The following is an 18,850-nucleotide window of genomic DNA, read 5'->3' as shown; positions in this document are numbered from 1 at the left end:
GCGCTGGCGTCCCCCTTTAAAACCCTCTCTTTTTAACGTACCGCGTCCTTCGCGGTTTTTGTGCTGGCGCTGAGCGGAAAACCGCGCATCCGGCAGGGATTCACACGCCCGTAACAGCCCTCCGGGCATCATAATGGCCATCCGAAAAAGCACCGCACCGGCGCCGTGGCCATACCTGCACAGAAAGAAAGCAGTTAAATTCGGCGCTATGGCCATACTCACACACAGGCTTCAGTTAACTTCGAAGTCCCTGCCGGTAAAAGCCCTAATTTCGAACGTTACTTCTGAACAAAACATGCCCTTTAAAAAGGGAGTACTCATGAGCCAGCCTTCGGCCTGGCATCAGGAGTAGCACCCCAGGCTTCGCCCGGGGCAAAATTATCCCTCCGGCCACCGTGCACACACTCCTGCACCGGTATGAAGTAGCTCCCCGGACGCCTCCGGGGCATCAGTCCGGCGAACATTTTAGTTACAACACTCACATGATCGCCCGATCGGAGGCTGGGTACTCTGCCGCTTATTAATCAGTACCACAGCTGAACCTCTGAGGATCTGTGGGAGTGTCGCTGTGAGAATGAAATACACGCCCGTAAGCGGCCCTGACGGCCCGCTAACGCGGAGATACGCCCCGGCTGCGGCTTCGCCTTGCCGTGACCACTCCGTCAGCGCAGATAAAGCTTCTTCGTGGCTGAAAGCGGGTCTGGCTTTGCAGGGAGTGGGCTGGGATTGGTGAAATCTATCAAGCCAGGGCGGCAAAGCCGCGTCACCGGCGACCCTTACCTTCCGGGATTCATGGAACACTTTTTGTCGCCTTCATGCGCTGACGCGCATCTCCCGGACAACAATTCCTGACGATCCAGGGGTTTGAGGCACAGTGGAACAGTAACCGCCGTTAAGCGGTCATTTTAAATAGCCAAAAATTAACCAGCCAATTTACATCGTGAATTTACAATCTTGGCTATCTCATTTGGGGTAGCCAAGTTGGCTCTACTCATCTTGGCCGTTTGCGGAGCAAAAGAGTCAGTGGGTCTCAACAGATTGATTTACCTGTTATTGACCATTCAATTGAACCGCTTAACCGTCTTTTTGGTTCCACTACTCCCCAAACCCCAAGCCGCTAAAATTTTGTGGGCTTGCCCTACGGCTCATAACAGTGGCGGGGGCGAGTTGCTCACGCATCATCTTCGCCCTTATCCTCCCTGGGGCGAAAACTATCCGGGTATTTGAATTTGAAATCACCGCTTCAGCGCTCAAAGAGCTATTGTGGATCTGTTCCACGTCCGATATTGCAAAGAATATCGGATTTTCCTCTATCAGTGGAAACTCACGCTTGATAAATGTTTTCCATCCCGACCAAAGAATAATGTTCTGTGGCGTTAAATGATCGGGTTCGACTGCTAGCAAAGTCGCCCATGCTAATAAATCCCTGCGTTCGGCATCGGTAAGCATTCCGATAAGCTGGCGAATAGTAACCGTCTGCAAGTTGTGCTTGCGTGCTGTACAAGCGTACTTATTCAAGTCTTTCATATCTTTCCCCCCGGGGCGTCAGTAAAACGTCAATTTTCACTACAAATCCAGGTTTATGGTATAGACTTTTAACGTACGGCAAGTACGTTTTTTGAGCTAAATTAATGGCTACTGATACCCGGACAGCTACACAACACCAGATATCTAAATTTTTTTCTGCTTCCCTTTTTCATTGTTTATTTTGGCTAAGGCATTGATAAAAAACATTCCAAAAATAATTAAAAAAGGACTGGACAAAAAAATCAGTAAGAGAAAATTATTACCAAAGTAATGAAATGCTAATAATCCAAATCCAATGAACAGGTTGACTACAATGAAAATGATGATTAAGTATTTTAAAATTTCTCTATCTGTCTTCATCTGAGAGCTCCTCACCAAATAAATTAAACGCACTGATAATGGAGTTTGACGCTCAACGGAACGGTTTCACACGTTAAGCCTGTTTTGTCCAATAAATCAGAACATTATGGACAGTAAATAATGCGCCAAAAACGCTGTCTTTTTAATCGGAAAATGGTATTTAACGGACACCAGTGCCCACTAATCGATTTTTCGGACGACCTTTCTCGCCTGGCGTGAGTTATCGTTCGACTGAGCATCAGACTCCTTATACATCCTCAGCGGGCTGGCTATTTTGAATCATGCGACCGACCAGCATACAGAAGTAAAACCACAACATTCCTGCAAAGAACGTCCTCACCATCGTATCCACATCCGGCGTGGTAAGGGCATGACAGATCATTGCGAAGCCTACCGCGAAAGCGATGAAAATGCGGGTACGTCTAAACATTATGTTTGTTCCTTATATGTGGGGTTCGAAGGCCAACAGTGCGAAAAACCACGCTATCGAATTAACAGTATGAATTATCAAGACTTATGAGACTGCATATTAGGGACCAAAAAGCGGTTCCTAATATCGTTTTTTGGTCATTTGAGACCGGATGGTATCAAAATCGATTTCTGATACCGCTTAACGAGGTTTTTTACATCACTGGACCTCAAACCCCGCCCTCAATCCCCTGATTTAAAAATAAAGTGTTGCGTCACTGATACCACACGCCCTGGCATAACGGGCGAGCGTTTCAAACGTTGCTGACGTTACGTTTTTTTCCATCCGGGACACTGTCGGCGGCTTGACCCCCATCCGTTCCGCGACCTGGGAACTTGTGAGGCCCGCATGATTTCGCCACTCTTCAAGTAGCGCCTGCAGGCGTTCTTTGCGTTCTTCTGCTTCATATGCTGCACGATATTCGCTGTCGCGCATCATTTCGCTGTGTACCTCAGTCAGTGACTTACCTTTCATCTTTAAAATCCTCTAATCGTTTCCAGGCTAACCTGATTTCAGTGGGCGGCGTCTTCGGGGTTTTCTTGATGAATACCCTCAGCAGGTAAATTTTACCACCCTCCTGATATACCCATAATCCCCTGGCTATATCGCCGCCTATCGTTCTGATTTCATATAGGCCACCGCTTAACGGTTTGCAGTGTGGCTCTCTGAGAGAACGCGGATCGACTTCCAGCTTCTTTAAAAGCCTCGCCATTTTTGCCCGAATGATAACCGGCAGTTCCCTGAATTCTGTTTCAGCATCATCATGAAAAATAACTTCAAACACAGTTCTTTCCTCCTGGTGGAAATAATGATAGCACCTGAGCTAATTTAGCTCAAATGCTATTATAGCGCGTAAGCTAATTTTAAGTGAGGAGACATGAATCATGGAACTTGATGGTTAGGAAACTCAATCGACCCTTATTGGGCTTCCTAACCATGAACAGTGGCAAGGAAGAACCCCATATGGTGCGGGCTGTCGCAGAGTAATGCGGAAAAATGCCATTTTTGCTGTGTTTTTACGCTAAAACCCATTTTTTAGGCGCACTTATCCAGAGCCGGGGTCTGAAGCCATCGTTTTTTCGCCATCCGGTGCAGCCTGTCAGAGAGCATTTTGGTGGCATGCTCACCCACCATGGCGCCGGCAAAACGCAGTCGGCCCTTGCACAGGATGCACTGATACGGGTCGGTGCCCAGGAACGCTTTCATCAGCACCGCGAACCCCGGCTTCTGTGGTTTTTCGCGTGGCGTCATCTCCAGTGCCTCGTAGACTTTCGGCAGCAACGAGCCACGTTTGCGGTTGGCCAGGAAGCCGTAGTAGCGCACCATTTTAAAGTGTCGTGCTGGGATATGGCTGACGTAACGACGCAGCATCTCCTCCTGGCTCAATTTCTGGCATTTGTGCTGCTGCGTGTTGTGGTCGTAGTACTGGTGCACCACCGAGCCGCCACGGTAATGACGGAGCTGCGACGCCGCCACCGGCGGCCGTTTCAGGTAGCGGCCGAGGTATTTGACGCTGCGCCAGGCACCGCGGGTCTTTTTGGCGAAGTGGGCCTTCCAGTGGCGCTGATATTGCGCCTGCAGGTAGCGCTTCCACTGTTTCTCATCGCGGATATGGCCGAGGTTGGGCAGCTTACCGGGATTGACGCGATCGTAGCTGGCACGCAGCAGACGGATAACGGCACCGCGCCAGATTTCTTCGACCTGCTGTTTTTTGAAGAACAGCGCGCGCCAGACGCCGTGTTTGACATCAAGGCCGCCACGGGTAATGGAGACGTGGATGTGCGGATGCTGACTGAGCTGGCGTCCGTAGGTGTGCAGCGCGCAGAAGATGCCGACCTCGATGCCCAGCTTGCGCGCGTGCCTGAGCATGGCGCGGGTGGCGCAGCGAAAGAGGTCATTGAGCAGTCGCCAGTTGTTGTTGAAGAACGGCCACAGCAGATGCGGCATGGTGAAGGTGATATGTTGCCAGTCGCAGTCGGGCAGGATGTGTTGCTGCCCGGCAATCCATTGCTCGGTGCCCTTGAGGCCGCAGCTGCTGCAGGCCTTGGACTTGCAGGTCTGGCAGAGAAAACGGGAGTGCGTACAGTCAGGTGAACTGCAACAATAGCGTCGTACGCCCATGGCGCAGGTGCCGCAGGCTAGCATGCGCTCGACGGAGAGTTTGGTCCAGTCAGAGAGTTGATGGCCATTTTTATCGAGGAAGCGTTCCCAGCCCTCGTCATGCTGGAACAGAAGCTTTGCAGGGCGCGGTATGTACATGAAAGACAGTATAAAATACGGCGATGAGGGTGGAAAGGACTTCGGCTGCGCAGCAGACGAGCTCACGCCGCAGGCGTGCTACCGTTCTTTCTTCCCCACCTAAAAATCTTAACTTACCAGAAAACGCCGCTTCAACGCGTTACATATCAGCGATAGCTCCGTCTCCAAGTCGCTCGGCTAAGAAGTCAATCAGTGCGCGTACCGCAGGAAGAAGCCCCCTAGATGCGGTAAATGCCAGATAAATCGTTTCTTCCGAAACCTTCCAGTCTGGCCAAAGCTGTACTAGTTTTCCGGTTTCAAGATCGGGTCGGCAAAGTTGCTCTAGCAATACTGCAACACCGACGCCATTTCTGGCGGCTGATAATACGGCCTGAACGCTGCGACACACCAGTCGTGGTTCGTGTTCAAAAGAGAAAACGGATGCAGAAGGACCGTCAAAATGCCAGGTTTTATGTGTAACCCAATCTGCCAAGGGATCGGCCATCGCAACTGTAGGCACTTTCATAAGCGATTTTATGTTGCTGTCTTTATCCAAACTTTCCGCGATTTCAGGGCTGGCGACAAGAATTTGCCGGGTTTTTCCCAATACTCTTATTTTCAGCCCCGTTTCCGTTTCATCTTCTAATTGTGTACGGGAGCGGATCGAAATATGAACCTTTTCATCTACAAGATCAACACGGCGATTGGTCGCCAGTACGTGTAATTGTACTCGGGGGTGACGTTTAAGAAATTCTGGGAGCACTGCTCCGACACGAACATCCAGTAAGCCCGTGGGACAGCTAATACGTATCGTACCTTCTGGCTCTGACTTTGCCTTGCAAACGACAGCTCTAGCGTTTTCAGCCTTCATGAGCATGATCCGACAGTGCTCGTAAAACGTTTTGCCCAGTTCAGTGATCTGAAACCGCTGAGAGGAACGTTCAATCAAACGCACGCCCAGTCGTGCTTCCAATCCTGCCACTCGGCGACTTAATTTCGACTTGGGCGTTTGTAAGGCACGCCCGGCTGCTGCATAGCCCCCGTGTGTAACCACTTGGGTAAAGTAGTAATAGTCGTTCATGACCCTGACCCGAAATCCTGCTCCATTCAGAAACAGAATTCCGGCATGATATTCACTCCTTTGAGCGGAGGTTGTGCCGATGAAAAAGTAACGATTCACTGAAGAGACAGATTGTCTTTGCCCTGAAGCAGGCTGAAACCTGGAAAGCTGTGTCCAGACGCTTTCACAGCCACGATGCCGTGGATATTTGCCATGAAGACAAATACTTCCCTGACCATCAGCAGTCTGGAAAAACTCAATTAACCATCATCCCTACCCAGTTTGAGCAGTTAGGTCAGGCAGCTTCTCCCTCCTTTGGAATTAACAAAACTGCTGCTCGAAATTGACGCCAGAACCGGTTTCAACAGTGAGTTTATACGAAATTTAATGACAAAAAATTGCCATTGATTTTCGGTTTTTTTTTAACTTTCAGGCTCCTAGTTTCCCCGACTGTATCGATTCATTTATGCGTATCAAGATATCGACACTTGTTGTCACTTCGGCAAACTCATAAGCCATAGCAGTCAACGAGATACGTTGAACATCCTCGGCACTAACCTCTCCATATCCCATATCCGGATAAGGCATGGCAGCACAAGCATCGCTCAGGGCAATCATCTTATATTCTCGATGAACACCGTCTCGAATGGTCGTCTCGCAGCAAACGTTGGTCACAGTCCCACAGACAATGAGGGTATCTATGTCCTTCATTCGCAAGATGGCATCAAGATCGGTGTTATGAAAACCGCTGTAAAACAGTTTATCCACTACAATCTCACCCTGTTGTGGAAACAGTGAATCGATAATTTCCACCGACGGGTTGTCACGCCCAAGAAGATTGTTAACATTTGGATAGAGATCCTGCATCCGCCCGGTGTCACTGCCATCTCCTCGCACGACGTGTCGGAGAAAAATAATCGGCATTTGATGATGACGCATCTGAGCGAGCAGATTTTGAATGGGTTCAATGATGTTGGCCGTACCGGGTACGTACAGGCCTTCCCCCTTTACGCAAAATACCTTCTGCATATCTACGACAATCAGCGCAGTGCGCTCGCGATTAATTGGCCAGGTGACTTTATTCATCATGGCTGCGTCTCCGTTTCAAAAGCTGGTTTGCGTAAATCGCGCACAAATACATTTATAATCAGGTTTAGACCTATCAACAAAATGATACCTACGATCATGGGTTGCACCACAATACCTTTCAAAGATAGTGGTATAAGATTTAATACTTCCGGCGGCAAATACATGCTTCCCATAGCAAGAATGAAAGCCGGGGCTGCCACTGCTAAATTCAATTCGTCCCAGTGGATACGCGACATAATCTGAATCCCGCTCAATGCAATAATACCGAAGAGTATGGAGGAGGCTGCGGAAAGTACAGGCGCAGGAAGTGAAGCCAGCAGTAACCCCACCTGCGGCATCACACCTAAAATCAGAGCAAAAATGCCGGCTGTCATTGTTACAAACCGACTGGCAACACCGGAGACACGAATAATCCCGACATTCTCAGGATAAGACGTTGTACCCAACCCGCCTGCTGCGGCCCCAAAAGCACAACCAATAAATTCGGTAAATAGTCCACGATTAACCCTTTGAGTGGTTAGAGTCTGATCACCCCACTCGGCCAGCAGAGAATACATGCCCATCGCTTCGGCAGAAGCCTGTAAAAAGGCAAGCATCATCAGTAAAACGACCGGAAGGGAAATACCAAAGCCAAAAGCAAAAAAATGCGGCAGCGACGCCAGTGGCGTACTGCTGAAATCGGGCAGATGCCAGACCGATATCAGCTTAAAGACCAGCACACCGGCCACAATTCCCCACAGCAGCGCACCTCGCTTGATAAGGTCATGACGTCCTAACACCATACACCCGATAATGGTGAGTACCGTGACCAGCGCGGCCACGAAGCTCGTGCTTAAGGTGCCACCACTGGCGGTGCTGAACCACCCTGAAGGACCAATACTCGCCAGTTGTGCACCAATGATCACCAGCAAACCACCGAAGACAATAGGAGGTGAAATATACTTAACAAGAAACCCCATGATACCCAGACGTTTAATGGGTATCGAAAGCGCTGCAAAGATTAATGCGGCGACAAACATTGAGCCAAATGTTGTTCCAAGACCAACGGTATGCGCCGAACCCAAGACGGCCATCATAAAGGCGGCCGTAGGCCCCTGAACAACTGGCAGGCGCAAAAAGCGACCAGACTGCAGTATGGTGACAATACCTGTGGTAAAAAAGCAGGCCTGAACAATCGTTCCGGTTTGCTGACTGGTCAGATTGAGTGACGCACCGATAATGACTGGGAAAACCCAGATCCCGGTAAGCGCCAGAAGGTGCTGAAAGGCAAACATCAACGTGCGGGTGGGCGATACCTTATCTTCTATTCCTACCGAGAGTGAAACAGATGTATTGAGCATGCTGATACCTTTCTATGTATTCGATTTCAGTTAGGTTGTACGTTTTCACAGGCAATAAGAGCCTGTACATAAAATTGTGTAATTGCCTGATTTTGATATGTTCAATCCAACATCAAAAGCAGGTTAATTTATGGACGAAAAACAGTTGCAGGCTCTGGCTAACGAACTGGCCAAAAATCTCAAAACCCCTGAAGATCTCAGCCAGTTCGATCGTCTGCTGAAGAAAATCAGCGTCGAGGCTGCTCTCAACGCTGAAATGTCCCACCATCTGGGCTACGATAAAAACCAGCCTAAACCGGGGCCCAATTCCCGCAACGGCTATTCCACAAAGACCGTTACCACCGGCGATGGCCCTCTGGAACTACGCACTCCGCGCGATCGTGATGGCTCTTTCGAACCGCAACTGGTGAAGAAAAACCAGACCCGGATCACCGGGATGGATAACCAGATTTTATCGTTGTACGCCAAAGGGATGACTACCCGCGAGATAGCGGCGGCGTTCAAAGAGTTGTATGACGCAGATGTCTCTCCGGCGCTGGTCTCGAAGATCACCGATGCCGTGATGGAACAGGTTACCGAATGGCAGAATCGTCCACTTGATACAGTCTATCCCATTGTTTATCTTGACTGTATTGTGCTGAAAGTCCGGCAGGACAGCCGCGTCATCAACAAATCCGTGTTCCTGGCACTGGGCATCAACATCGAAGGCCAGAAAGAACTTCTGGGTATGTGGCTGGCCGAAAACGAGGGTGCGAAGTTCTGGCTGAGCGTGCTAACGGAGCTGAAAAACCGTGGTCTGAACGATATCCTTATCGCCTGCGTTGACGGCCTGAAAGGCTTCCCGGATGCCATCAACGCAGTGTATCCGGAGGCACGTATCCAGCTGTGTATCGTGCATATGGTGCGCAACAGTCTACGGTTCGTCTCCTGGAAGGACTACAAAGCCGTTACCCGTGACCTGAAAGCCATCTACAAGGCCCCCACAGAAGAAGCGGGACAGCAGGCACTGGAAGCGTTCGCCAGTGCCTGGGACAGCCGCTATCCGCAGATAAGCCGAAGCTGGCAGACAAACTGGGCCAACCTGGCGACGTTCTTCACTTACCCGCCAGACATCCGCAAAGTCATCTACACAACCAATGCCATCGAGTCGCTGAACAGCGTGATCCGGCATGCGATCAAAAAACGCAAGGTGTTCCCGACGGACGACTCAGTGAAAAAAGTCGTGTGGCTGGCAATCCAGGCGGCCTCACAGAAATGGACGATGCCGCTGAAGGACTGGCGTATGGCAATGAGCCGCTTTATTATCGAGTTCGGTGACCGCCTGGACGGCCACTACTGAGAAAAGGCATTTACACAGAATCGTGTACAGGGTCGGCAATAAACGTGCCGCAGGACGATTCAAGATTTCAATTCTTTGAAAAACAATGTGATATTTTATTTTGTCTCAATGAGAACTTTATAAGAGCAATAAAAAAGCACCAACGCCGCGCGACGCTGGTGATATTTGTCTGCTGATAAGGTTAAACGCTTAACTGATAGCTATGCAGCCAGGAAAAATGTTTTTCGAGGCTGTTCAGTACGGCGTTACGTTCGGTACGTCCTTGCCCTGCAGGTAAATGCAGGCAGTCATTAAGGCGTCGTGAGGATGTCTGGATTTTCTCTCCACGGGCTTTGCGCTCCTGCTCATAGCGGGTCAGCGCTTCAGCTACCGAGGTCATAGAGGGATCGTTGAACAGGTGCGCCAGTGCTACAGCATCTTCAAATGAGGAGATCGCACCTTGTCCGTGATGTGGCATCATGCCGTGCGCCGCGTCACCGATCAGCACCGCTCTTCCCCGGTGCCATGAAGACATCGGGCTCACCTGGAACATGCCCCATCGTTCGTTCAGATTGACGTGGTCCAGCAACTGGCTGACAGCCGGATGCCAGCCATCAAAGTGCGTGCGAATCTCCTGCGCATCTGCCGGTATACGCCATGCTTCTTCCGTCCATTGCTCCGGGCCATCTATAAACACCACAATGGTCTGATATTCAAAGTCTCTGCCGATGGGGAAGTTAAGCACATGCATGCCATCACCCATCCAGTCTGTAAAGGAATGGGGTTCAGGCAGCAAATTGAGGTCGGCGGTTTTCGCCAATCCACGAAAGGCGCTGTTACCGGTGAAGGCGGGATTGGCCCCCGGACTGACATACTTACGCACGACTGACTTAATACCGTCGGCGCCCACCACCACATCGGCGCTGTCCTGGCTACCGTCTGCCCAGTGCAGAAGTACCTTATCGTCTGTTTCTTCAAGCGTGACCAATTGTTTGTTCAGTTGGATGATATCCCTACCAATTACCTCCAGCAGCGCAGACTGCAGATGAGTACGAAATGCGCCGTAATAGGGATAGCCATACTCACTGCGATACCAGTTTTCACGCGCGAGAAACTGTGACCCCGCCACGCTGCCATCTTCGTTTCGGAAAAATGCCACTTCGGTTTCACAGGAGCGTTCAGCCATCTGGCCGGCGATACCCATCTCGTCAAATAAACGCGTGCCATTCGCCCACAGCGATATGCCAGCGCCCAATTCAGCCAGTTCACTGGCCTGCTCATATACCGTGACCTGATGCGAGGTGTTTCTCATGACCGAGGCAAAGGCCAGACCACCCATACCTGCGCCCACCACTGCGATTCTTGCCATTTTGCTTCCCCTTATTCCTGCCCTGGATAAGCCAGATAGCTCATACCGGTAATCCACTCCGGTACCGACTCGTAAGCAACATACTCTGGACGAGCGCCTTTCATGGCGCCCATCAGCGCAACCCAGTTCAGTGCTTCATGACCGCCATGACCACCACGTTCTTCCACTTCGTCATAAGTCAGGGCCCGCATGTAGTCCACATCCCCGGCCTCGAAGCGCCCCAGCATTTCGCGATCCCACTCCTCATTAACCAGCGGATGACTCTTACCCAGCGGCCATTCCATTTTGCTCATCATGTCAATTTCATACTGGGCAAAGTCTGTGTAGAGCGTGGGGTCGGTAATCAATGCTTCTTTGCCTATGGTTTGATACACCTTCATGCGCTGGAGCAGTTCATCCTCTTCCGGTGCGCTTTCCGTCCATACTGGTGGCCAGTGCGACAGACCGCCCGTGGCGAGGAAGTGAACCCGATAGTCATCTGGCAAGGTGTCGATAATTTCACGTACTTTCAAACCAAGATCATAGGCGCGTGAGTAAGGCATCAGCGGCGGTGAAAATACGTTGATATAGACGGGCACGACAGGAATGTTGAATTCGGGGTTAATGAACACTAGCGGCATCATCAGGTTATTGCCATATTCAATTGCGCCCATCCTTGTGGCTTCAAACCCGCCATGAATCAGTTTTTCCAGCAGCAACTGACCAATGCCCGCATTGCTGGCAATGCTGTGCTGCTTATCAAACTTCAGCGCTTCCATCATGTACTCCGCCGGACCAATATTGGCGTCACTGATTGGGACACCCAGCGTTGGCATTAAATTACGGAAGTTATTTTCAAAGTGGTCATCCAAAAACGCGATAATCAGATTGGGTTTGGTGTCATCAATACACTGCTTTAAACGCGCATGTATTTCTGCCAGACGCTGACGCTGTTCTGCTGACGGGGCGTCGGCCCAGCCCAGAGCGCCAGGAACGTGGGACATGCTGATCGCACTGACAATCTTTGCCATATAAACCTCTTCAATTCATCAGATAACAGGATTGGTTAACTGCCCGATTTCGTTCATGGATACTGTCACGTTGTCTCCCTTTTTCAGGTAGCGCGGCGGTGTGAAGCCCAACCCAACGCCGGCTGGCGTACCGGTGGCGATCACATCACCAGGTAGCAGTGTGATGCTCTGCCCAAGCGTGGTGATCAATTGAGGAACTTTGAAGATAAGGTCAGCCAGCGTGGCCTGCTGTCGCAGTTCGCCATTGACGTGACAGGAAAGTATTTGGTCGCCAGGATCACCAAATTCATCAGCGGTGACCAGAACGGGTCCCATCGGGCAGAAACCATCTATGCCTTTACCCAGCAGCCACTGGCTATGCTGTTTCTGCAGATGGCGTGAAGTCACGTCGTTCACCAGGGTATATCCGAAGACAAATGACATGGGGTCCTCACCCTGAGCGAGACGACCTTTTTTCCCTAATACCACTGCCAGTTCCGCCTCGTAATCAACGGTGTCATGAGGATCCAGCGAAGTGTCAATTGCATTACCCGGGCCGCTGATTGAGGTTGACGGCTTACTGAAGATTATGGGCCTCGTGGGCACATTTCCTGCTGCGGCACTGGAGTCATAGCCGCTGTTGCCAAATTCCTCTGCATGGGCGTAGTAATTTTTCCCCACGCAGAAAATATTGCGGCGCGTGGCAGGAAGTGGTGCCAGCAGCGTTACCGCATCAATAGCCACCGCGCTCGCATCATCGCTCTCGCTACAGAGCTTGAGCGTGCTTTTCACCTCATCAAATCGTTCAATTAACACCGTCATGTCGTTGGTTTTCACGATATCGCTGATATCGGTAATTTTTCCGGAACGATTGATGACACCAATGTGTTGGCTGCCATCATACAAATAGGTCACCAGCTTCATGTATTCTCTTTCCTGAGCAGGGTAAATTAATCGCGGACGCGGGCGACCGCTTCTACTTCAATTAAAAAATCTTCTTTCACCAGTCGATCAACAACCAACAGCGTGTTGGGTGCATAGTCAGAGGTGGCAAACAGGCTGGGAAATAATTCACGTCGGTTCTTCATGAAATTATCGATATGCTGTGATGCCACCAGATAGGTGTTAAATTTCGCCACGTCATTAAAATCACACCCTACCGTAGTCAGGACGTCGCCCAGATTTTTAAACACCTGTTTGAATTGCGCATCAAAATCACCTTTTCCGACAACCTCACCGTCATAACCTACAGACAGCTGTCCAGAAATAAAATAAAGGTCCCCTGCACGTACCTTAGTCAGGTTGGAATATAGTCCCTGCGCCGGGCTGGTATTTTCTGGATTGATATATTCAACATTTGCAGACATAACAACTCTCCTTATGACAGGCTTAATAAATATTCATATTTTAAAAAATTGAGGTTTTACTACACGTTTTGACGACGAAAACGGTCGAGAATAACAGCAATAATAATGACCATACCGACGGCCAGCGTCTGGTAATACGCCGAGACCCCTACCATATTCATGACATTAGAAAGCAGCGTCAGTACCACCACGCCAGTGATGACCTGACGCAAGTTTCCTGCTCCGCCGGTAAGCGCGACCCCACCCAGCACGACAGCTGCCAGTGACTGAAGTGTCAGACTGGCCGCGGCTATCGGCTGCGCCGAACTGGTCCAGGCGGTAAGAATGATGGCTCCGGTACCGGCACAAAATCCGCTTACCATATAAACCAGTACCGTGTTGAAACGCACATTAATGCCAGATTTTTCTGCAGCCGAAACGTTTGACCCCATAGCATAAACGTAGCGGCCAAACAGCGTGTACTTCAGCAGAGCGCCTATCGCCACCGTTAATGCAATAGCGATCCACACCATCAGTGGTAATCCCAGCATCGTGCTGTAGCCGACCGCATCAATATAGGCGGCAGGTACGTCATAGATCGGTACGCCTCCCGAGAATATTAACGCTAAGGCCTGGGCGACTGACAGCATGCCAAGTGTGATAACCAGCGGTGAAGTGTTGAAAAAAGAGATCAACATGCCCGATACCGCACCTGTTATCGCGCCAACTAACAGCATGACCAGCAGTCCTGCCGGAATACCTAGGTGATTCATCACCAGTACGCCTGCTACACCGGCGAGAGACATGGCTGATGAGAGAGACAGATCCAGTCCACCCCTTATTACAGCCACCGCCTGTCCCAGCGACAAAATCAAAAGGGGTGCCAGCTGGCAGGCAAGATTGATGCCGTTGCTGACCGAAAGAAAGCGCGGCTGGATAACGCCCGTTACGGCTGCAACCACGACAATCAGTAGAGGTAGCATCCAGTCCGACATCGAGAATTTTGGTTTTTTTTCCGGCTTTTCACCGCCGATCAGGCTAGCATCCCGACTGGTATTCATTATTTCGACTCCTGGTTAACACGATTACGGGAAGAATAAAGATCCTCATCAGATGCGAGCTGCCCCACAACGTCCGCGATGATGGCGGCTTTGTCGTGTTCATCCGGGGCATGATAGGTATTGACTACAGCGCCATGAAACAGCGTCCATACGGTATCGCACAGCGACAGCGTTTCTGCGAGATCGCTGGACAGCATGATGACTGAGACGCCTGTCGCTGCCAGCGCCCTGATACGCTGATGGATTTCATGTTTCGCGCCAAGATCGACGCCGGCCGTGGGTTCTTCCAGCACCAGCAGCTTGCTGGCATTGGCCATTGCGCGTGCCAGCAATACCTTTTGCTGATTCCCCCCGCTCAGGCTGGTCAGCAGGTCACACTGATCGCCAAACTTCACGCCACAAGCTTGTAATATCTCTCCTGCGCGCATGTCGCTTTTTCCGGTATGAATGAAGCCGCCGTGTGAAAAATTTCTCAACTGCGTCATCATCAGGTTGTCGGCAATGGACAGCGTTGGATAGACTCCATTGCTCGAGCGTCCTGCAGGCAGCCAGGCCACACCGCCTTTCAGCGCCGCTGCCACGCTTGTCGGGCGCCACGGATAGCCATCGAGCTGAAAACGAACCGAGGCCTCTCGCGGAGTGGGGATGAATCCCACCAGATTCTGCAGGAGCCGGTCGCCGCCGCAGCCTACTACACCGTAAATGCCAAGAATTTCTCCGCGTCCGACACTGAATACCCGATTGCCACCGCCGCTGATCGGAAGATTCTCGAAATCGAGCAGCGGTGGAAAACTTTTGCCGCCTTTATGCGCGAAACGGTGACTACCCGGCGGTTTACCCGTTAGTCGTGACACGATGTAATCAGGGCTTGTCTCCTTACCGATGGCAAAGGCATCCACCACCTGACCGTTGCGCATAATGGTGACGCGATCGCTGACCGCTAAAACATCATCAATATGATGTGTGACCAGCATTAAAGCGATACCTTCAGTGCGCAGCCTGCGTAGCACAGCAAAGAACTTCTCTTTCTCTACTGCGCCAAGCATGGCCGTAGGTTCGTCAAAAATAATGACTTTAGGGTCAGACATCAGGGATTTGCCGATTTCAATTAGTTGCTGGATCGCCACCGGATAAGCGCTGACTGCTACCTCCATATCGATGTCAGCCAGCCCCAGTTGTTGCAGCACCTCTCCGGCGCGATCTTGTTCCTGACGGCGACGGGTGAACGAGAGCAAGCTGCGCCCACGTTCGGCTCCAAGCCACAGATTGGCACGTACAGACAAACTGGGTGCCAGCGACAGTTCCTGATAGACCATCACGATGCCGGCCGTGCGAGCCTCACGTGAACTGCTGAAGGCAACCGGTTTTTCATCGAACCAGATGCTGCCCTCATCCGCGGAGTAAAGGCCACTGACAATTTTGCCAATGGTCGATTTTCCGGCACCGTTTTCACCCAGCACACAGTGAATTTCCCCTGCGGCGACCTGAAGTGACACCTTGCTCAACGCCTGCGTTGCGCCAAAGCACTTCGACAGCCCGCTGATGCGCAGCAGCGGCGCTTCATTCGGTGCAATTGTCTGTACGTTTTGCATCTTCACGCTCCCTATATCACGTTACTGCATGGCCGGGACTTTCCAGTCCGCCGGGGCAATCTCGTAAGTTTCAAAGGGATGGGTATCCACGTTGCTCTTATCAAGCACTTTGTTAGGGACATTAAAATGGGGATAGCTGAGGCCATCTGTGCCGGCTGGCGCGAGGTTGGGCAGCGGTTTATTGTCCATGGCGCGAATGGCGTACTGCACTATCAGACGTCCCATAATGATGCCAGGTTCAGAAACCACCGCGAGCATTTTGCCCTCTTCAACCATCGGCACAGCGCGCTTGACCATTGCCGAGCTGACCACTGCCGCATCGCGATGCTGCTGGCGGATAGCCTGAACTGCCCCCATGCCGAGGGTGATTTGTGGGGTATAGATGAAGTTTATGTTGGGGTTACGCAGCATCAGGTCTGACGCTTTTGCCAGCCCCTCCTGAAGATCGATACCCCCACCAAACGCTGAATCAATGACCGTCACCGGCTTACTGCATTTCTTTGCTTCGGCTCTGAAGCCCTCGTAACGTAATCGCACCCATTCAGCGCCCGCCGGGCCGGGTATCATCGCTACGGTTTTCGGTTCGGCAGTTGCTTTACAGACCGCATCAGCCATGAGTTTGCCAATGAAGATATCATCCTGAAGAACACCAAAATCGATGTTTTTACTACTAACCGGGATACCCACTGACGCCACTTTCATGCCTGAAGCTTTGAGGGATTTAATAATGGGGTCGAAGCCGTTGTAAGCAGCAGGTGCCAGCACCGCCACATTTGCCCCGATACTTTTGAATGCTTCAAGCTGAGCGAACTGCTCACGAACATTACCGTATGCTCCGGCGACAGACACCTGAACAACGTTAACGCCCGTACGCTTTGCTTCATCGGTGATGCCGTAGATTATCCCTTTATAAAAATCATCGTTCAGGTGCACAACGGTAACGGCAAGCTTGAAGGGTTTTTCTGCTTTTATTTCAGGGATCAATCCTACCAATGGATCGTCTTCGGCTTTGACTTGCCCAGAAATAAAGGCAGAGAATACCAGGGAAGCCATTAAACAGGTCACACGTAAAGATGCAGGTTTCTTTTTAGATGTGAACAGCCAGTCCATTATTATTTCCTCGTTTGGTAAAACTCAGGCGAAAGAGACCTTATGAAAAGGCATTTCACTAATAAAAGGCGATGTATAAATCTGACGTTGTTGTAACCCGTTAATTAGTTTCCGTGATAACTCCTTTCGATTAATTGTTAATTAAAAAGATGATATGCAGCGGCGAGGAATGCATCACTGCGTTCAAACGCTACTGAATGCGAACAATGATGAAGAAGGGTTAAATCTGCGTGATTAATTTTACTTGCCAGAATCTCTGAGGTTTTAGCCGGAAACGGAATATCTTCCCGGCCATGCAGCATCACAACCGGACAAGTAATCGCAGAAAGAGTGTCATCGCTGAGTGTGGTCTGCTCAACATATTGTTCAGGATGACCGGTAAACATCTCATTAAAATAATCACCATAACCGGGTGAAAAGACAACAGGTTCACGGTTTGCAATGTAGGCCTCATCAATAATCGACCTGTCATGAATTAGAGTGCTCAGGGTGGCCACTAATTCATCACGGTTGGCCGGACTGCGCCAGACTCGTTTAGTGGCATCACTGACCGCGAAAGGTGCGCCAATAGCACCGGTTGTTAGTACGGCACGAATCCGTTGGTCAGCTGAAGCAAGTTGCAGGGCAATAGCGGCTGAAAGTGAATGGCCAATAACCCCAATCTGTGGCACATCGATCAGGTCCAGCATGGCTTTTGCCTGTCTGACCCACAACGAAAAGTCAAAATAGGGTTGAGTTGGTTTACGGTCGCTGGTACCAAATCCAACCAAATCCATTGCATAAACCCGGTAGCGCTGGCTAAGAGGCTTCAACACTTTGCTCCAGTTTCCCAGGCTGGATGCTCCCGGGCCAGAACCGTGGATCATCATTACTGGCAGCCCTTCTCCGGCGGTGAAGTAGCCAACCTTTATATCTTCAAAATCAAACGAAGAGTGCTTCAGTGAATAAGTCATACAGATTCCTGTCAGTTTGGCGTTGAAACTGATAATACGCAGGAAAAACCTTTTTTAAAGATAAAAATGGATTTTTTTGTTAAATATAGGTTTTTAGTATGAATGTCTTTTTAATAATCCTTGTGCTATGATTCAACAAATTATGGATTTATTGAACTCAATTTATTGATATAATTAAATTTTGGAGATCATCATGAAGGCTCTCAAGGAGGGTAGATCGCTTAATGAGACGATCTATGCACGTATCAGGGAACTGATTCTCACCGGACAACTCATGCCGGGAAACAAACTTAAGATTTCTGATCTGGCCCATCGATTCGAAGTCAGCCTGAATGTCATTCGTGAAGCGCTCAGCCGTCTTGCTGGCGAATTGCTTGTGGATGTTGCACCGCAACAGGGGTTTAGCGTGCGCGGACTTGATGCAGGTGAACTTCGTGACCTCACCGAGCAACGCATCGTTTTCGAGAGCATCGCGCTGCGTAAATCCATCGAAACCCACGATGTGGAGTGGCAAGCACGCCTTGTTGCCGCCAATCATCGGCTGGTAAATACGCCGCAGACGCTTATCGAAGATCCCACTAAACTTAATCCAGAATGGCACACAAGACATGAAGATTTTAACTTTATTATGATGGAGAATTGCGGCAGTAAGTGGCTGTTTCTGATTATTAAGCAACTGGCTGAAGCCTTCTCTATTTATCAACGCGTTTTGCTGCCGGTGAGCGCTGAAGAAGGACAACGTAACACCGATCATAATGAAATGTTGAAGGCAATTCTGACTAATGATGCCAATAGTGCCATTACAATATTAACGGATCATCTTCATCAAACTCGTGATGTCATGCTGGATGCTATGATTAAAGTAGCGCCAACAAGAACACTACCTAAATAACAAGAAGATTGAAGGTGGATAAACAACAGATTCAGTTACTTCGTCCCGACACTGTTCGGGAGTTACTTGAACTTTATCCACGCAGCACATGTATAGTTGTAAGGGGAGAAGAGGTGAGTTGGTTTAGCCAAACATGA

Annotated in this window: 19 protein-coding genes and 1 pseudogene; 3 read left to right on the top strand and 17 right to left on the bottom strand. The window is 50.2% G+C overall.

Going from position 1 to position 18,850, the window contains the following annotated elements; translation table 11 throughout:
• Nucleotides 1–1,095: 1,095 nt before the first annotated feature.
• The 7 genes from NG99_RS03255 to NG99_RS03225 all read right to left on the bottom strand — a co-directional run bounded on the left by NG99_RS03255 (nt 1,096) and on the right by NG99_RS03225 (nt 5,675).
• On the bottom strand, nt 1,096–1,527 hold the full coding sequence (locus NG99_RS03255) for a hypothetical protein (RefSeq protein ID WP_034888362.1): 432 nt from the start codon (nt 1,525–1,527) through the stop codon (nt 1,096–1,098).
• A 144-nt stretch (nt 1,528–1,671) separates the two neighbouring features.
• Entirely contained in the window at nt 1,672–1,887 is a 216-nt protein-coding gene (locus NG99_RS03250; protein ID WP_034888361.1) for a hypothetical protein, read from the bottom strand.
• A 247-nt stretch (nt 1,888–2,134) separates the two neighbouring features.
• Entirely contained in the window at nt 2,135–2,317 is a 183-nt protein-coding gene (locus NG99_RS03245; RefSeq protein ID WP_034888360.1) for a hypothetical protein, read from the bottom strand.
• Nucleotides 2,318–2,551: 234 nt separating this feature from the next.
• A complete protein-coding gene (locus NG99_RS03240; protein WP_034888359.1) occupies nt 2,552–2,830 on the bottom strand; it encodes a helix-turn-helix domain-containing protein in 279 nt (92 codons plus the stop codon).
• The gene (locus NG99_RS03235) at nt 2,820–3,140 is read right to left on the bottom strand and encodes a type II toxin-antitoxin system RelE/ParE family toxin (protein ID WP_034888358.1); all 321 of its coding nucleotides are present in this window, start codon (nt 3,138–3,140) and stop codon (nt 2,820–2,822) included. Before NG99_RS03235 ends, NG99_RS03240 begins: the two co-directional genes overlap by 11 nt.
• 251 nt (nt 3,141–3,391) lie before the next feature.
• Complete coding sequence (locus tag NG99_RS03230; RefSeq protein WP_034888378.1) at nt 3,392–4,615, bottom strand: IS91 family transposase; 1,224 nt, start codon at nt 4,613–4,615, stop codon at nt 3,392–3,394.
• A gap of 139 nt (nt 4,616–4,754) precedes the next feature.
• Nucleotides 4,755–5,675: a LysR substrate-binding domain-containing protein gene (locus NG99_RS03225; RefSeq protein ID WP_034888357.1), complete on the bottom strand. Its 921-nt coding sequence runs from the start codon at nt 5,673–5,675 to the stop codon at nt 4,755–4,757.
• Between the two features lie 128 nt (nt 5,676–5,803).
• Here NG99_RS03225 and NG99_RS30315 point away from each other — a divergent pair.
• Nucleotides 5,804–6,029 (top strand): annotated as a pseudogene (locus NG99_RS30315) (hypothetical protein); the annotation flags it as partial.
• Between the two features lie 54 nt (nt 6,030–6,083).
• Here the strand turns inward: NG99_RS30315 and NG99_RS03220 are convergent.
• Nucleotides 6,084–6,743 (bottom strand): cysteine hydrolase family protein, encoded by a 660-nt coding sequence (locus NG99_RS03220; protein ID WP_198138723.1) that lies wholly within the window; start codon nt 6,741–6,743, stop codon nt 6,084–6,086.
• Nucleotides 6,740–8,083, bottom strand: coding sequence for a uracil-xanthine permease family protein (locus NG99_RS03215; protein WP_034888356.1), 1,344 nt, complete (start codon nt 8,081–8,083; stop codon nt 6,740–6,742). The genes NG99_RS03220 and NG99_RS03215 overlap by 4 nt, the downstream gene beginning before the upstream one ends.
• Before the next feature lie 130 nt (nt 8,084–8,213).
• On the opposite strand from NG99_RS03215, the gene NG99_RS03210 reads away from it, so the two are divergent.
• Nucleotides 8,214–9,422 carry an IS256 family transposase gene (locus tag NG99_RS03210; protein ID WP_034888354.1) on the top strand — a complete coding sequence of 403 codons (1,209 nt, stop codon included), beginning with the start codon at nt 8,214–8,216 and terminating at the stop codon, nt 9,420–9,422.
• A gap of 181 nt (nt 9,423–9,603) precedes the next feature.
• On the opposite strand, the gene NG99_RS03205 is transcribed toward NG99_RS03210, so the two are convergent.
• From NG99_RS03205 to NG99_RS03170, 8 genes are all read right to left on the bottom strand, one after another.
• Nucleotides 9,604–10,770, bottom strand: a complete 1,167-nt coding sequence (locus tag NG99_RS03205; protein ID WP_052130534.1) for an FAD-dependent oxidoreductase — start codon at nt 10,768–10,770, stop codon at nt 9,604–9,606.
• A gap of 11 nt (nt 10,771–10,781) precedes the next feature.
• Nucleotides 10,782–11,780: a DODA-type extradiol aromatic ring-opening family dioxygenase gene (locus NG99_RS03200; protein ID WP_034888352.1), complete on the bottom strand. Its 999-nt coding sequence runs from the start codon at nt 11,778–11,780 to the stop codon at nt 10,782–10,784.
• A gap of 18 nt (nt 11,781–11,798) precedes the next feature.
• A complete protein-coding gene (locus NG99_RS03195; protein ID WP_034888350.1) occupies nt 11,799–12,683 on the bottom strand; it encodes a fumarylacetoacetate hydrolase family protein in 885 nt (294 codons plus the stop codon).
• 26 nt (nt 12,684–12,709) lie between these two features.
• Nucleotides 12,710–13,126, bottom strand: a complete 417-nt coding sequence (locus NG99_RS03190) for a RidA family protein (protein WP_034888349.1) — start codon at nt 13,124–13,126, stop codon at nt 12,710–12,712.
• Between the two features lie 59 nt (nt 13,127–13,185).
• Nucleotides 13,186–14,166, bottom strand: a complete 981-nt coding sequence (locus NG99_RS03185; protein WP_034888347.1) for an ABC transporter permease — start codon at nt 14,164–14,166, stop codon at nt 13,186–13,188.
• Entirely contained in the window at nt 14,166–15,758 is a 1,593-nt protein-coding gene (locus tag NG99_RS03180; protein WP_052130533.1) for a sugar ABC transporter ATP-binding protein, read from the bottom strand. The genes NG99_RS03185 and NG99_RS03180 overlap by 1 nt, the downstream gene beginning before the upstream one ends.
• A 21-nt stretch (nt 15,759–15,779) precedes the next feature.
• Nucleotides 15,780–16,868, bottom strand: a complete 1,089-nt coding sequence (locus NG99_RS03175) for a substrate-binding domain-containing protein (RefSeq protein WP_034888344.1) — start codon at nt 16,866–16,868, stop codon at nt 15,780–15,782.
• 137 nt (nt 16,869–17,005) lie between these two features.
• Nucleotides 17,006–17,821 (bottom strand): alpha/beta fold hydrolase, encoded by an 816-nt coding sequence (locus NG99_RS03170; RefSeq protein ID WP_052130532.1) that lies wholly within the window; start codon nt 17,819–17,821, stop codon nt 17,006–17,008.
• Between the two features lie 193 nt (nt 17,822–18,014).
• Between NG99_RS03170 and NG99_RS03165 the strand changes: the two genes are divergently transcribed.
• Nucleotides 18,015–18,713 carry a GntR family transcriptional regulator gene (locus tag NG99_RS03165; protein WP_034888371.1) on the top strand — a complete coding sequence of 233 codons (699 nt, stop codon included), beginning with the start codon at nt 18,015–18,017 and terminating at the stop codon, nt 18,711–18,713.
• Nucleotides 18,714–18,850: the final 137 nt, after the last annotated feature.

It is taken from the genome of Erwinia typographi (assembly GCF_000773975.1).
Lineage (GTDB): Bacteria > Pseudomonadota > Gammaproteobacteria > Enterobacterales > Enterobacteriaceae > Erwinia > Erwinia typographi.
This window is presented reverse-complemented; position numbering and strand designations above follow the sequence as displayed.